This is a genomic window from bacterium (genome assembly GCA_026708015.1).
In the GTDB taxonomy this organism is placed as follows: domain Bacteria; phylum Actinomycetota; class Acidimicrobiia; order Acidimicrobiales; family Bin134; genus Poriferisocius.
The window spans coordinates 49311-64772 of record JAPOVT010000030.1; the positions used below are offsets into that span (position 1 = coordinate 49311).

The following is a 15462-nucleotide window of genomic DNA, read 5'->3' on the forward strand; positions in this document are numbered from 1 at the left end:
GACCCGTGGAGTTCCGCCGGATCAACAACCTGCCCCCCTATGTCTTCACCATTATCAACGAACTGAAGGTGGAGGGCCGCCGGGCCGGCCACGACATCATCGACCTGGGATTCGGCAACCCCGACCTCCCGTCGCCGGACATCGCGGTGGAGAAGCTGGCGGAAGCCACCCGCAACCCCCGCAACCACCGTTACTCGGCCAGCCGGGGCATCCCCAAGCTGCGTGAGGCAATCGCCGGGTACTACGCCCGGCGGTTCGGGGTGTATCTCGATCCCGATACCGAGGTGATCAATACCATCGGGGCCAAAGAGGGGTTTTCCCATCTCATGTGGACCCTGCTCCAGCCCGGCGACGCCGCCCTGGTTCCTTCGCCCTCCTATCCGATCCACCTGTATGCCCCGCTGTTTGCCGGAGCAGAGGTGCGGGAGATCCCGTTGAGCACCGGCACCGACTTCTTCGGGACGATGCAGGAGCGCTGGCGCTACTCCTGGCCGAAGCCCCGCATCATCGTGCTCTCGTTTCCCCACAACCCCACCACCGCCTGCGTTGACTTGGAGTTCATGGCTGGCGTGGTGGCTTTCGCCAAAGAGCACGATGTGCTGTTGGTCCACGATTTCGCCTACGCCGACTTGGGCTACGACGGCTACCTGCCGCCGTCCATCATGCAGGTGGAAGGCGCCAAAGACGTGGCGGTCGAACTCTATTCCATGACCAAGTCGTTCTCCATGGCCGGTTGGCGGGTGGCGTTCATGGTGGGCAATCCCCAGGTAGTGGCGGCGCTGGGCAAGCTCAAGTCTTACTTGGACTACGGCACCTTCCAGCCCATCCAGATCGCGGCCACCGTGACCCTCAACGAGGCGCCCGGCCATCCCAAGGAGGTATGTGACATCTACCAGAGTCGCCGCGATGCCTTGTGCTCGGGGCTGAACCGCATGGGGTGGGAGGTGGAGCCGCCCAAAGGGACCATGTTCGTGTGGGCCAAGATCCCCGAGTCCTATCGGGAGATGGGGTCGGTGGAGTTCGCCTCCTGGTTGGTCAAAGACGCCCGGGTGGCGGTGTCTCCTGGGGTGGGGTTCGGCCCCGGCGGGGAGGGCCACGTGAGGTTTGCGCTGATCGAGAATGAGCAGCGCACGGCGCAGGCCGTCCGCCAGCTGCGCCAATCGCTGGCCAAGCTGGATTAGGAGCAAGCTTCCCATGAGAGTTGGCCTTTTGACCGGGGGAGGTGACTGCCCGGGTTTGAACGCCGTGATCCGGGCCATCGTGCGCAAGGCCGAGCGCTACTACGGCGACTCCGTGATCGGCTTTCTGGACGGCTGGCGGGGGGTGCTCGAGGGCGAATTCATCGAAGTGGACGTGGAGTACATGCGGGGAACCCTGCCCCGGGGCGGCACGGTGTTGGGCACATCCCGGATGTCTCCCCGAATGTATGACGACGGGATCGAACGAGTGCGGGCCACCATGGAGTCCACCGGCACCGAGGCGCTGATCGTCATCGGTGGCGAGGGAACCCTGTCGGCGGGTGTGGGGGTGTACGAGGCAGGCGCAGCCAAAGTGGTCGGCGTGCCCAAGACCATCGACAACGACATCGGGCTCACTGAGCTCACCTTCGGTTTCGACACCGCGGTGGAGATCGCCACCGGGGCCATCGACCGGCTGCACACCACCGCGGAATCGCACGACCGGGTGATGGTGGTAGAGGTAATGGGCCGCAATGTGGGGCATATCGCCACCTGGGCCGGCATCGCCGGAGGGGCCACCCTCACCTTGATTCCCGAAGAGCCCTTCGACATCGACTCGGTAGCAGAAGCCATCACTCGGCGCCACCAGCGGGGCCGGTGGGCGTCCATCGTGGTGATAGCCGAGGGAGCTCGGCCCAAAGAGGGCACTCTGAAGCTGCCCGAGCCGGAAATCGATGAATTCGGCCATGTCCGGCTGGGGGGAATCGGCCAGCTAGTGGCCGCGGAGATCGAAGCCCGAACCGGATTCGACACCAGAGTCACCGTGCTGGGCCACATCCAACGGGGTGGCACCCCCTCTGCATTCGACCGAGTTCTGTGCTCTTGGTACGGCATCGCGGCCATCGACGCGGTCCACGACAGCGACTGGGGGTCGATGGTGGCCTTCCAAAACGGCGAGATGGCCCGAGTGCGGCTGGCCGACGCGGTGGCCGAGCTGAAGCCGGTCAGCCCCGCTCTCTATGAGGTGGCCCGAGCCTTCTTCCCCTAACTGCACTGACCGCTAGGCGCCGACGACCGCCACCGGCGGCTAGTTGTTGCCGAAATCCAGTCTGAAGTCTGGGGGTAGTCCGGGCGGCAGGGTCGGGGTGGGTTCAGGGGTCGGGGTCGCCACGGCTATGGGCGTGGTTGTCGGTGTGGGCGCCGGAGTCGCTGGCGGCGCAGTGGGAGTCTCGGGCGGTGGCGTCGGCGCAAGGGTCTCGGTCGGCGTGGGCTCGGGAGTGGGCTCCGGCTGGTATTCAGGATCCAGCGAGTAGAAGTCGTCCCGGGTAACGGGCAAGTCGCTCTCCCCGCTGTCGGTGGGAAGCGGCACAGGATTGTCGTTCAATAGCAGCGAGAATCGGGTCGAGCTGGTGTTCTCGGTGGCGGTGAACACCAGCTGGGCTACCGCGAGCTGGCGATTCTCGCCCTCTAGGCGCTCTTCGAATACCTCGGACTCCAACGCCACGGTCACCAGGTCGCTGGACTGGTCAACGTTCACCGCCGCCACCTCGACGTCGGCCGGCAGGGCAGTGGACAGGGCCTGTTCGGACTCAGCTTCGTTGGGGGCAGAGAACAGGGCGTCCAACACTGCTATGGGCCGGGCCGGGCTGGCCACATTGCGCACGACGGGTGACAGCAGGTTGTTCTCGTCGATCAGGTAGATGAGCACTTCTTGGGTGATGAGCGGCGTCGGCTCAGGCGATTCGGTTGGCGCGGCCAGTACATCGGGAAGCCGCGAGTAATCCACGGTGCGGGGACGACTGTCCTCGGGCACCGAGCAGGCAGTGGCCACCAGTAGAGCAATGGCCAGCAGGGGAATTGCACCCCAAGGTGCTCGCCGGCGTAGGAAGGTGATTGGCCTGGTCATGGCACGGCTATGGGAAGTTGGACAACGAATCTGGTTCCCGGCTGACCGTCGGGACGATCCTCGCACCAGACGCGGCCTTCATGGAGCCGAACGTGCTCGGCGACTAGCGCCAGTCCCAGGCCCACCCCGGTGGTGGTTCCCCGCTCGACGGTCTGGCGGCCCCGGGAGAAGCGGTCGAAGATGTGCTCCTTCTCATCGTCGGCCACACCGGGACCGGAGTCGTCTACCGCGATCACTACCTCCCTCATCTGGTGGCCGAGCGTGATTCTGGTGGCTCCTCCGGCGTATTTCTGCGCGTTGCTCAACAGGTTGTCGATGACCTGCATCAAGCGCCGCTTATCGGCCCGTACTCTGGTTCGAGCGGTGACCAGGTCGCAGACAATGGGAATCTCTACTTGGCTGGTGGCCGACACCGCATTCTCCACGAACTCAAGCAAGTTGAACGCGTCCAGATCGAGCTCTGCGGTACCCACATCGAATCGGGAGATCTCCAACAAGTCCTCCACCAGGTGCTCGAAGCGGTCGACGTCCTCAGTCAGCAGGTCAAGGGCAGTCCGAGCTCGCTCCGGCAGTTCGGCCCGGCGGGTGTTCATGACTTCCAATGAGGCGGTCAGAGTCATCAGTGGCGACCGCAGCTCGTGGCTCACCTCGGAAGCGAATCGCTCATCGCGGGCAATCCGGTCTTGGAGTGCGCCCACCATTTCGTTGAATGAGTCGGTGAGCGCAACCAGCTCCCGGGCGGCCCCAGCCTCCAGCCGGGTGCTGAGGTCGCCCCGGGCGATGGACTGGGCCGCCTCGCCGATGTCTACCAGCGGCCGCAGCAGACGGCGGCTGGCCCAGAAGCCCACCCCGGCGGAGGCCAAGGTCACACCCCCGCCCGCGCTGGCCAGGATCAGCCCCAGAGAGCCCAGTGTGTCTTCGATCTCATCCAGCGGTGTGGCCTCGTAGTAGGAGGCGTTGTGGCCTGGGATGGGGATGCCGATCACCAAGAAGGGCTTGTCCCTGACCCGGTAGCGCATGCGCGCTGGCGTTCCGCCCTCTACCGTTCGGCGGAGCCGCTCGTCGATGTCGCCCTGCTCAAACTCGAAGGACGGCTGGAACCAGTCGCTGCCCACCCGCAGGACTGGGCGAGAACCCTCGGGGGTGGCCAGCGTGCTGACCAGGTTCTGGAGGGCCTCGGACTCGATGTCGGGGCTGAGGCGGCGGTTCACCACCGAGGCGTTGAAGCCCACCGTGGCCAGGGCGTCATTCTCTCGTCCGTTGAGCAGGTTCTGGCGGGTCAGCGCGAACACCGTCACGCTGAGCAGCGCCGACAGCAGCAGGGTGGTCAGCACCAGAGCCAGGATGATGCGAGTGCGGAGCCGCAGCCGGCGAGCCCGCGAGCCCGTCCGGTGCCAGATGCGGGAGAAAAACCCCAGATTGCGGGCCGCGGCACCCCCTTCGAGCCAGGACATCGACGCGCTGCCCCTAGCCTCTAAGCCTGGAGCTTGTACCCCAGGCCGCGAACGGTGACCACGTAACGCGGGTTGGCCGGGTCGGTCTCGATCTTGGTGCGCAGCCGTCGGATGTGTACGTCCACTAGTCGGCCGTCGCCGAAGTACCCGAGGTCCCACACCCGCTCGAGAAGCACTTCTCGGCTGAGCACTTTGCCGGAGTTGCTGGCCAGCTCGACCAGAAGGCGGAACTCCGTCTTGGTGAGGTGGGCCTCTTCGCCGTTGATGGTCACCACCCCTTGTTCGGGCATGATCTCCAGCCGTCCGAAGCGCATCTCGGTCATGGTGGTGTCGGTGGTTCGGACTCGGCGCAACAGGGCGCGGATGCGGGCGGAGAGCTCTTTGGGAGCGAAGGGCTTGGTCAGGTAGTCGTCCGCCCCCGCTTCAAGGCCAGCTACCACATCATGGGTGTCGGCTCGGGCCGTGACCATGATTATGGGAACGTCGCTGGAGCGGCGAATGGTGCGGCATACCTCGAAGCCGTCGATATCAGGGAGCATGATGTCGATGAGGACGACGTCGGCTGGCGACTCCGAGAACGCGTCGAAGGCATCCTGCCCGTTGGCCGCCTCCAGAACGTCCCAACCCTCGTCTTCGAGGGCAAGGCGGACCGCAGTTCGGATCCTCTCGTCGTCCTCAATGGCCAGGATGCGAGTTCCCACCCTGAAATGGTGCCTGATTTTCAGCTCAAATGCGTGGCGGGGGAGCTCATAGTCGGTCGGCTTCGGCATCTTGCAGCAGTTTCAGCAGGGTCTCGGCCACCGCGGGGGCGGCAGCGAACACAAACTCGCTGCTGGGTGGACCGCCGTTGAGGTCTTGGACGATTGCGCCGGCCTCTTCGCAGATCAGCACTCCCGCGGCATAGTCCCACGGATTCAGCCCCACTTCGAAGAAGGCATCCACCCGGCCGCAGGCCACCGAGCACAAATCGACAGCGGCCCCGCCCACTCGGCGGATGTCGCCGATGAGCGGAAGCAGCTCTTTGAGCACTTCGGCCTGGCGCGGCCGCCGGTCGTGAGCGTACGAGAACCCGGTGGCCACTAGGGCCAGTGCGGGGTCTCCGTCGGGGCGGACAAAGGTCGGCCGTCCGTTGAGCCGAGCACCGCCGCCCCGGTGCGCGGTGAACGTCTCGCCCAATACCGGGTCGACCACCGCGCCGGCGACGATCTGGCCGTCGGCCTCCGCAGCCACCGACACCCCGAAACCGACATGGCCGTAGACGAAGTTCACCGTGCCGTCGATGGGGTCGATGATCCAGCGCACGCCGCTGGTGCCGTCGCGGCCCGTGCCCTCCTCGCCCATCACTGCGTCGTCGGGCCGGCGGGAGGTCAGGAATTCCACAATTGCGGCCTCGCAGGCCACGTCCATGTCGGTCACCAGGTCGGTACGCGACGACTTGGCTGAAATCTGGAGCTCGGCTCTGGATTCGGCCCGCAGCAGCGAAGCCGCCACTTCAGCGGCCTCAGCCGCCAGCTTCTCCAGATGGTCCCACGCAGGAATTGACGGCGTGGGCGATGCTTCAGGTTCTGGCACACAGAGACTCTACGCTGGTCGCCGTGACAAATAGCGGCGTGGTGGACCTTAGATCGGACACGCTCACCCAGCCCACCGAGGCCATGAGGCAGGCCATGGCTTCGGCGCCGGTGGGCGACGACCGCTACGGAGAAGATCCCACGGTCAACCGCTTGGAAGAGCGGTTTGCCGAACTGACGGGCAAACCGGCTGCGGTATACGTGCCGTCGGGCACGATGGGCAACCAGATCGCCCTGCGGCTGCACGGAACGGCGGGCAGCAACGTGGTGGTGGGCCGCCGCCAGCACTTGATGTCCTACGAGAGCGGTGCGGCCGGGCTGAACAACGCCTTTCAGATCTACGCTGTTGATGACGCCGGCGGTGTGGTCGACACCGAGGCTGCCGCCGAGGCGGCGGCGGCCGGAAGCGGAGGATTTTGGCCCCCGGTGTCGCTGATCTGCCTGGAGAACACCCATCTGTCCTCCGGTGGTCTGGCCATCGGCAGCAGTGAACTGGCCAGGGCTGCCGCATTGGGGCCGCCCGTGCATCTGGACGGCGCCCGCCTGTTCAACGCCGCCGTGGCCTTGGGGACCACTGCCGAGGATTTGGCCAGCCCTGCGACCACGGTCATGTCGTGTGTATCCAAGGGGCTGGGGGCACCGGTGGGCTCGCTTCTGGCCGGGCCCGGTGATCTGATGGCTGAGGCCCGACTGCACCGGCGGAGGTTGGGCGGGGCCATGCGCCAGGCCGGGGTCATTGCCGCCGGGGGGCTGTACGCCCTGAACCATCACATCGATCGACTGGCCGACGACCACGCCCGGGCCCAGCGACTCGGCGAGGTGGTGGCTGAGCGGTGGCCGGGCGCTCGCCTGGGAGAGGCCGAGGCCACCTGCGGGCGCCCGTTCACCAACGTCGTGGCCTTCCGCCATTCGGATTCCCTCGGCCTGCTGGATCACCTGCAGCAGGCTGGAGTACGAGCCGGGCTGCTGGCACCGGGCATCGTTCGCTTCGTGGCCCATTTGGACGTGGACGACGCTGACATTGACCGAGCCGTCGCGGCCGTTGCCTCTGCTCCCGCTTAATTGGGATTTTGCCTAGTAGTCACCCCGGTCTTGGCGGCGGCCGCCGAAGCGGTGCCACTCGTCCATGGCCCGTAGCGTCAAAATCGCCACTACGGCCAATCCCACCGCTCCCGCTACTGCACCCACCAAAGCACCAAGCCCGGTCCACAACCCGCAATTGCCCTCGCACTGGAGGTCGATATAGGCGAATCCGATCAGCCCCCCGCACAGCCCCCCGACCAAAATCGCGGCAAACGCCAACCAGCGTGCCTCCTTCGGGGGCAGCGCCGAGCGCTCCTCGGGCGAAGCCGGATCGACCATCCGCCCATGTTATGGGGGCGATCAGCCAGTATTCGTGTTGGGGCTGGGCCGTGAAATAGGTGGCTCGACATCCTCGCCTCTATGAGGGGCGACGCCTGCTGTGTGCCTGCAATTCATCGTCGAGCGTCCACACCTCGACACTTGTGTTGGCCGTCTTCTGCTGCAATCGATCCCGTTCGACAAGTATTGCCACATCTCCGGAACCCAGCCGCCCATCGCCAACGAGGGTAACGAGATCGGATCCCGTCGAATTGCCCTCTAACAGCTCGTCGACAAACCCCCTGTCCAATGTGGTTTCAGGGACGATCCATGGAGCATCTGGCCTATTCGCAGCCTTGATGAGCTTCGCCAACTGCACAGCAAGACTGCGTCGACCGGTCTTCTGTTGGGCGATGTGGTTTCCAGCTTCGATAAGAGCGGTCACGGTAAGGACTAACCGCTGGCCTTGAGAGCGCCGTGCGTCAAACTCGTCAGCTGCTTCTCTGGCGTGATCATCACCGTCCTTGCCTATGAGTCGGAGAATGACCGATGTATCGACGAGCCCTATGTGCAGACGGGCCATGCTCTAGCGGAGCCCTAAAACGTCTACCAGCGAATGGCTGTCTTCGGAAGCGCCGTCACCAGGGCGAAGTTGGTCCCGAACCACCGCAGTGCCCAGCGGCGAGCGTCCCACGACCTCGAAATAGTCGGGGAAGTCGGTGAGGGTCGTTGCTTTGCCCCATCCATCGGAACCGAGGCTGCAAACGACAACGCTTGAGTGGTCTGATCCATCCAGCGCATCGAGGATTGCAGGGCTATGAGTAGTGGCTAGGGTGCGAACGCCGCCTTTTGTTGCTGCCTTGAGCTGGTTGAGGAGCACCGCGGCTTGGGATGGGTGCAGGCCGCTCTCGATCTCCTCGATGACAAGCGTTCGTCCTCCGCTGCTAGCTGCTTCTGAATCACCGTTCTGTTGTGAGAGGTCGAGAAGCGCTGCGGCAATTGCGAGAAAGCGCAAAGTGCCGTCGCTCATCAGCCGAGCCGGGGTCTGTTGTTCTTTTGATCCGACCCGCTCCTGGATTGTGACCATCACGTCCCCGAGATCGCTGGTCACAGCATTCATCTCTGAGACTTGGGCTTCATAGAGCGAGCCGATCATGTCGAGCAGTACCGAGCGGGTCGCGTCATCTTTGAGAAGATTTGCCAGCACTGGCGATAGGTTTTCTGCATTCCTTCGAAGGTGTACGTCCTTCTCAGGGTGGTACTCACGCATCTGGTGTGGCACTGGGTCGAGAATAAAGACGCTTGAAAGCGCCGCAACCATATCTTCGGCGATCCTTCGAACATGGCGACCCGCTTGCGATTTCTCAGGCACACGAGTCGCCACCTGCGCGGTCAGCATCTGTGAGGCCCTAAAAGTGATTGCTGGATTCCGGCCCTGCTTACCGTTATCCCATCGCGCCTCGATGTCGCCCGAGTCGGGTCGGGGTGGATCTGTTTTCAACAAGTCCTGGGGTTCGCCGCGTCGAGGACCGCCGCGGCGAATGGTCCACAGCCTCTCGCTGAGGATCTGCACTGACGGACGTACCGAGATCTTCAGATCCAAGTAATAGGGGACTCGGTTGATGACCACTGAACAACCGACCGAAAACGAATCGCTGCCAATCGGCGCGCACCCCTCGGATCCACCGCGTACCAGGGGTCCTGAGCGGCCTCCGTCGAGGGCATCCCGAAGCGTGGCACCGCTGGCCAGCGCGGACAAGACAGCAAGAGCGTCAAGGATGTTCGACTTGCCGCTGCCGTTGCGCCCCACGAGTAGGGTGAGAGGACTGAGCGGAATGCTCGTCTTCCTCATGTTCTTGAATGCGGGGAGGCGCAGTTCCCTCAAGGTGGCTGGCACGCGGGCCAGCCTACCCGCGGAGCCTCGGTCTCCTGCCCACGCTACGGGTGCGGTCAGCTATACACCGACTCCCCGTTGTTGTGATAGCTGGTGTAGATGTGTTCGTAGACGGCGTTGACTTTGCGGTCGAAGAGTTCCCGCTCGTAGACGTCGGGGAGTTCGTTGTCGAGCACATTGCGCACGGTAACTCTGACGGCTGAGCGGGTTTGCTGTTTGCGTTTCCAGTCGAGGACGAGTTTCTCCTCGACATGCTTCAGCAGCTTTCGGGCTGCACCCTTGACCGTGCGGGCCTCAGCTTTGGTCAAGTCCGGTTCGGGTTTGGTGAGCAGGTCGTAGATCGCCAACTCGGCCTCGCTCAAGTCCTCCCGAACGGCGCGTTGCTCTTCGGCGGTGAGCTCGTCGTTGATGGCCTTGAGCCGTCGGAGGAGTTCTTCGAGGTTGTAGGTTCCGGCGTTGTACTCGTCGATGAGTTGTCGGAACTGTTCGGCGAGGTCGAGGCGGGTGGGGTTCTTGCGCACGGCTTCGTCAAGGCGCGCTTCGATGTTCTTCTCGATAGCTTTGGCGGCGGTCCGCCTGCGCCCGCCGAAGCTCAAGATGAGCTGTTCGAAGTCGAGCTGGTTCAAGTCGATGAGCGGGTCGGCGTCGCCGGTACCGATGATGTACTCGTTGGCGGCTACGGAACGATCAAGCAGTTCTGACACTGACTCCATCACTCCGGAGATGTCGGGGGCCTCGGTGGATGACTCGATCTTGGAGGCGATGGTGCGGATCACTGCCACCTTGTGGGCCACGGCCATGGCCTCGGGGTCGGGCAGCAGGGCCTTGAAGGTTTTTCGGGCTCGCCGGGCCAGCGCTACGTAGGTGCGGCGGGTCTGTTCGTCGACCAGCAGCGCCTCGACGGCGGCCTGTTGCAGGGCGATGAACTCGAAGCCCTGAGCGACCTCCAGTTCGGCGAGGCCGATGTCGTGGTTGTCGCAGAAATCGTCGACTTCGCCCAGCGCGGCTTGCAGTTCGGCGATCAGGTCGGTCTTGGGCCGGATGGGCGGGTCGACTTCGAGTCCGTCGTTGTCGAGGCTTGTTCCGGCGTGGTCGGCGCCGTAGATGGCGAGGGCTTTCTCCAGGTTTCGGAACACGCCCACGTAGTCGACGATGAGGCCGTTGTCCTTGTCGGGGAACACCCGGTTGGCCCGTGCGATGGTCTGCATCAGGGCGTGGTTGCGCATCGGCTTGTCGAGGTACACCGTGGAGGTTGACGGCGAGTCGAATCCGGTGAGCCACATGGCACAGACGAACACCAGGCGGAACGGGTCGTCGGGGTCTTTGAACTTGGAGTCGAGGTCTTCTTGGACCATGCGTTTGCGATGTTTTGCGATGCCGAGCCCGGCGGCGGCCATGTCGGCCACCTCGTTTTGGGCCTGTGACACGACCATGGCCATGTCGGTGGTGGCCATGAACTCGATGAGCGACTCCAAATGGGCGCGCCCCGGCTCGGGCGTGTCGGCCAGCTCGGCCTCGAGCTCGACCTGGTAGCGGGCCCATTCGGCTTCGACCAGGTCGTACATCCTTACCGCGGTGGCCTTGCCGATGGCCACGTACATCGCCTTGCCTCGAAATCCCCGGTTGACGAAGTGGCGGACCAAGTCCGCCGCGATCTCTTCGAGGCGCTGCGGGCGGGTGATCAGCTGGTATTGCCGGGAAAACTGGCGGGCCACCGCCTTCTCTTGGGCATTGTCGAGCGCGGCGGCTTCCAGGAGGTCTTCAAGCTCTTCGTCGAAGTCGTCGTTGACCAACTGGAGTTCGGGAATGCGATTCTCATAGAACAGCGGAACGGTGGCGCCATCGGCGATGGAGTCGCGGAAGTTGTAGATCGACACATAGTCGCCGAACACCCGCCGAGTCTCCTCCTCCCCGGCGATCAGCGGTGTGCCGGTGAACCCGATGAACGACGCGCTGGGCAGCGCCAAGCGCATGTTGGCCGCCAGCGTGTCGTATTGGGAGCGATGCGCCTCGTCGGTGATAACCACGATGTCGTCCCGCTCCGACAGCACCGGCATCTGCTGGCCCCGCTCCGGCGGGATGAACTTGTGGATCAGCGTGAACACATACCGGTGATCTTGGCCTAAAAGCTCGCGCAGATGAGCCGACGTCTCGGCGTGGACCCGCTGGCCGGCGGTGATCACTCCGCAATCGGCGAAATCCCCGTAAAGTTGATCGTCGAGCTCGGCGCGGTCGGTGACCATCACAAACGTCCAGTTGCCGGACTCTTTTCGCAGCACCTTCTGGGTGAACCACAACATCGACAACGACTTGCCCGACCCCTGCGTGTGCCAAAACACCCCCAACCGGCCCTCCCGCCGGCCCACCTCCCTCAGCGCCTCCAGTGAGTTGTTCACCCCGAGAAACTGGTGGTTCTTGGCCAACGCCTTCACCAATCCGCCCGGCCGCTCCATGAACGCGATGAAGTTCCCCACCAGATCCAACAAACGCTGCGGCTGACAAGTCCCCCGCAGAGCGGTCTCCAGCGACACGATTCCCTGCTCGCCCTCCGAGTCGATCTTCTTCCATTCGGCGAAATGCCCCCAATCGGCGAACGTGGACCCGACCAGCGTGTCCGCCCCGTTCGAGAGCATCACGAACGCGTTGAACCAGAACAAGTGCGGAACCGCGTCCCGATAGTCCCGCAAATTCCCGTCGAAGGCGTCGCGGACGTTCTTGTGCGACACCTTCAACTCCACCAGCACCAGCGGAATGCCGTTGACGAACAACACCACATCGGCCCGACGGTTGTACATGTCACCAGAGATCCAGAACTGCGAAACCGCCAACCAGTCATTGGCCGAAACGCGATCCCAATCAACCAACCGCACCGTCACCATCTGGCGTTCACCATCGTCGTCGGCGACCTCCACTTTCGCCCCCTCCCGCAACAGGCCATAGACCTCCCGATTGGCTCGAACCCGATCCATCGCCGAACGGTCCTGTTTCAACTGCTCGGCCGCTTTGTCCAACGCCGACTGTGGCACACCAGGATTCAAAACAAGCAGCGCATCACTGAGCCGATAGCCCAGCACCGGCTCAGACTGGGAGTCTCGCCCCAGCGTCCCCGCCGGTCCAAGGTTCTCGTCGAACCCGTCCACCACCTCCCAACCCAACTCCGACAACAACCGCATCGCCGGCCGCTCCACCAAGGCGTCCTCACTCAGCCGCCCAGGACTCACGCCCCCACAGCCTCCAACCCCAAATCAAACTCCGACACATCCAGCTCCCCGGACACCAAGCGCGGTAACAGCAGATCACGGGCCTCGCGCAAAATGACGTTCTGTTGAGAGAGATTCGCTATCAAGTCGGCCATCGGAGCAGCCACAGCCTCAAAGGCTACGATGACGGAGCAGGGCGGCTTCAGCAGCTGGATCAACTCCATGTCACTCTTGGTGACGGCGTTGAAGATTGTCCCACCCCCAATCGAATCCTCGACGGCGAACTTGTCCTTCAACTGCAACAGCAGGAAGTTCTGGTTGCCATCCAGGGCTCGGATAGCGCTGAGGCCTCGGCCGACGACGAGACGGTCAGAAGCCACATTGATGCGGCCGACAGGAGCCCTGACGCTGAACAAGATGTCCCCGGCCTCGGCCACCCGATTGTCCACTGTCGTCCATTTGGAGTGAGTTGGGAACCGCTGTCCGAAGTCCGTCACGCCCTGATGGAATGGGAGTCCTTCTCCAGTCTCGTTGTAGTACTCAGACTTTGGTGACTGGCCCATGACGAGTGAACAAGCCTCGGCCAGCAGAGACACCTCCCACCCCTCGGGGATCGGGCCGAGGTCGGAGTCAACCAGCACGACATCCTCATGCCCCGGAAACCGGAAGTACACAAACCACTCCCGATACAACAACCGAGCCATCTCCTCCAAAATCTCAATCCGCCGCCGATTGTTCTCAATCAGATCGTCAAATGCCGACAGCCTCGCCCCTATGTGTCTTTGCGCCTGCAACGGAGGCAGTTCCGGAATAGGTAGTGCTCGGATGTCTTCCATGTTTAGGTGTGGAACCGTTGCTCCATTTGCTACCCCGCTCATCCAATGTTGGATGTCATGCGCCAAGAGTCGATAAGTCAGAAATTGAGGATCTACCTTCTCCTCGTCAGGTCTGATCAAGACCGTTCGCTGCCCTAGCACTGGCTCCATCCCTGGTGTGATCAGACCCACATTTCCCACAGGCGCCTCTCGTGCGAGTATGAGATCACCTGGTTGGGGTTCGGCACGACGAGTCCACTCCGCGTAAATCACTGCATCGACTCGGTGTGCGCCTGTCAGGTCAATACGACCCCGTCCGATGTCTGTTGTTCGAACCAGGGGATAGCTGACTAAATCGTCTGTCTTTGGAGCTGTCTTGTGTTCGCAATCCACGATTTCGGTGCACAACTCGGACAACGGCGTCATGTTGATAGTTCAAGTGATCGTCGGACGCCCTCTGAAAGCTCTTCCGCCTCAGCTGAGAGCCGGGCGAATTCCTGCGATAGAGCGGGCAACACTTGATCCAGTTTCACCTGGTCAATCAGGCTCGGGGCGGCGATGTATCTTCCCGGGTTCAAGCTCCACCCCTGTTCTTCGATCTCCTCAAGCGAAGCGGTCGCGCAGAGACCGGCCACGTCGACATAAGGGCCTTCGGGGAACCTCTCGTCAAGCGATTCCTCGCTTCCTGCGTCGAACTCTGGCTCTTGGCCTCGCCAGAGCCGGACGATGTTGGCAAGGAATTCGATTTGCTGGGGTGTCCAGTCGCGGTGGGCCCGGTCGATCTGGTTGTAGATGTCTCGGGCATCGATGAACAGCACTTGGTCGGCTTGGTCGGTGTATTGCTTGCCGCGGTCGAGGAACCACAGCGTCACGGGCAAGGTGACGGTGTAGAACATGTTGGTGCCGACGGCGATGATCACGTCGACGCTGCGGTCCTCGATCAGCTTGCGGCGAATCTCAAGTTCACTGCCCCTGGCATCCGACGCGGAGTTGGCCATGACGAACCCGGCCCGACCGTCTCGGTTGAGGGCGGAGTAGAAGGTCTGGATCCACAGGTAGTTGCCGTTGTCAGGCTTGGGTAGCCCGAACGGGAACCGGGGATCGTCTTCGAGCTTGGCCTTGTCGATCTTGTTGACGTTGAACGGGGGATTGGCCATCACGAAGTCGAACTCGCCAACCGAATCGTGAAGATCCTCGTAGTAGGTGTTGCCCTCCCGGATATCGCCAGCAAGCCCATGGACGGCGAGGTTCATCTTGGCCAGCTTGACGGTGTCGCCGGTCTTCTCCTGCCCGTAAATCGACAGCTCCGCGCTGGGATCGCGGCGATGCCGCTCTACAAAATGGGCCGACTGGACGAACATCCCGCCCGACCCGCACGCGGGGTCGTAGATCTTGCCGTGGAACGGCTCCAGTATCTCCACGATGAGCCGCACAATCGAGGTGGGAGTGAAGAACTCCCCGCCCTTCGAGCCCTCCGAGAAGGCGAACTGCCCCAAGAAGTACTCGTAGATCAACCCGAACCCGTCCCCCTCAATCACCTCCGGTAAAGGCCGCAGCAGCCGCAACAGCTCGCCCAAGATGTCGTCGGGAATGCGGGAATAGTCCTTCGGCAGCACCCCCTGAAGATCGGAGTTGCAGCTCTCAATCCCGCCCATGGCCTGGTTGACCGCCTTGCCCACATCAGCACCCTCAGGAAGATTCAGCAACCCTTCGAACCGCGACTCCTCCGGCAGATACAGCGCCCCAGCAGCCTGATAGTCCTCCGGCCCAATAGGCCGCCGCTCAGACCCCGACCCGACAGTCTCCGCGGCCTGGACAAACCGCTCATCCGCATACCGCAAGAAAATGAGCCCCAGCACCGGCGACGCATACTCCGAAGCCTTCAACCCCGAGTTAGCCCGAAGCTGATCCGCCGCCTCCCACAGCTTCCTCTGAAGTTCACCAAGGTCCGTCGCCACGCCGATCCTTTCCAACAGCCGCACCATTCTGCCCGCTCTCGTTGGCGCTGGCCGAAACGAGGCTCACTCCACCAGGCATCGCACCCGCATGGGTCTGTCAGTTTTTTTGTGTAACCGGTCGTGATGGTTTTCATTTGATGTGGTC

At 63.1% G+C, this 15462-nt stretch carries 13 protein-coding genes; 3 read left to right on the top strand and 10 right to left on the bottom strand.

The features are described from left to right. Positions 1-5: 5 nt before the first annotated feature. Complete coding sequence (locus tag OXG30_07225) at positions 6-1181, top strand: aminotransferase class I/II-fold pyridoxal phosphate-dependent enzyme (protein MCY4134691.1); 1176 nt, start codon at positions 6-8, stop codon at positions 1179-1181. A 13-nt stretch (positions 1182-1194) separates the two neighbouring features. Then, complete coding sequence (locus OXG30_07230; GenBank protein MCY4134692.1) at positions 1195-2226, top strand: ATP-dependent 6-phosphofructokinase; 1032 nt, start codon at positions 1195-1197, stop codon at positions 2224-2226. A gap of 39 nt (positions 2227-2265) precedes the next feature. Here the strand turns inward: OXG30_07230 and OXG30_07235 are convergent, their stop codons facing one another. From OXG30_07235 to OXG30_07250, 4 genes are read right to left on the bottom strand one after another with little or no spacing between them, the layout of a single operon-like run. After that, positions 2266-3084: a GerMN domain-containing protein gene (locus tag OXG30_07235; GenBank protein ID MCY4134693.1), complete on the bottom strand. Its 819-nt coding sequence runs from the start codon at positions 3082-3084 to the stop codon at positions 2266-2268. Then, positions 3081-4538: a HAMP domain-containing sensor histidine kinase gene (locus tag OXG30_07240; GenBank protein MCY4134694.1), complete on the bottom strand. Its 1458-nt coding sequence runs from the start codon at positions 4536-4538 to the stop codon at positions 3081-3083. Before OXG30_07240 ends, OXG30_07235 begins: the two co-directional genes overlap by 4 nt. A 20-nt stretch (positions 4539-4558) precedes the next feature. Then, positions 4559-5239, bottom strand: a complete 681-nt coding sequence (locus tag OXG30_07245) for a response regulator transcription factor (GenBank protein ID MCY4134695.1) — start codon at positions 5237-5239, stop codon at positions 4559-4561. A 46-nt stretch (positions 5240-5285) separates the two neighbouring features. Further along, positions 5286-6110: an inositol monophosphatase family protein gene (locus tag OXG30_07250; GenBank protein MCY4134696.1), complete on the bottom strand. Its 825-nt coding sequence runs from the start codon at positions 6108-6110 to the stop codon at positions 5286-5288. A gap of 23 nt (positions 6111-6133) precedes the next feature. Between OXG30_07250 and OXG30_07255 the strand changes: the two genes are divergently transcribed. Next, positions 6134-7171 (top strand): beta-eliminating lyase-related protein, encoded by a 1038-nt coding sequence (locus tag OXG30_07255; GenBank protein ID MCY4134697.1) that lies wholly within the window; start codon positions 6134-6136, stop codon positions 7169-7171. A gap of 12 nt (positions 7172-7183) precedes the next feature. Here the strand turns inward: OXG30_07255 and OXG30_07260 are convergent, their stop codons facing one another. From OXG30_07260 to OXG30_07285, 6 genes are all read right to left on the bottom strand, one after another. After that, on the bottom strand, positions 7184-7471 hold the full coding sequence (locus OXG30_07260; protein MCY4134698.1) for a hypothetical protein: 288 nt from the start codon (positions 7469-7471) through the stop codon (positions 7184-7186). A gap of 79 nt (positions 7472-7550) precedes the next feature. Next, positions 7551-8033: a hypothetical protein gene (locus OXG30_07265; protein ID MCY4134699.1), complete on the bottom strand. Its 483-nt coding sequence runs from the start codon at positions 8031-8033 to the stop codon at positions 7551-7553. 3 nt (positions 8034-8036) lie between these two features. Then, positions 8037-9347: an ATP-binding protein gene (locus OXG30_07270; GenBank protein MCY4134700.1), complete on the bottom strand. Its 1311-nt coding sequence runs from the start codon at positions 9345-9347 to the stop codon at positions 8037-8039. 53 nt (positions 9348-9400) lie between these two features. Then, positions 9401-12565, bottom strand: a complete 3165-nt coding sequence (locus tag OXG30_07275; protein MCY4134701.1) for a type I restriction endonuclease subunit R — start codon at positions 12563-12565, stop codon at positions 9401-9403. Continuing rightward, positions 12562-13248 (bottom strand): restriction endonuclease subunit S, encoded by a 687-nt coding sequence (locus OXG30_07280; protein MCY4134702.1) that lies wholly within the window; start codon positions 13246-13248, stop codon positions 12562-12564. The genes OXG30_07275 and OXG30_07280 overlap by 4 nt, the downstream gene beginning before the upstream one ends. Positions 13249-13781: 533 nt before the next feature. Further along, on the bottom strand, positions 13782-15317 hold the full coding sequence (locus tag OXG30_07285; protein MCY4134703.1) for a class I SAM-dependent DNA methyltransferase: 1536 nt from the start codon (positions 15315-15317) through the stop codon (positions 13782-13784). Positions 15318-15462: the final 145 nt, after the last annotated feature.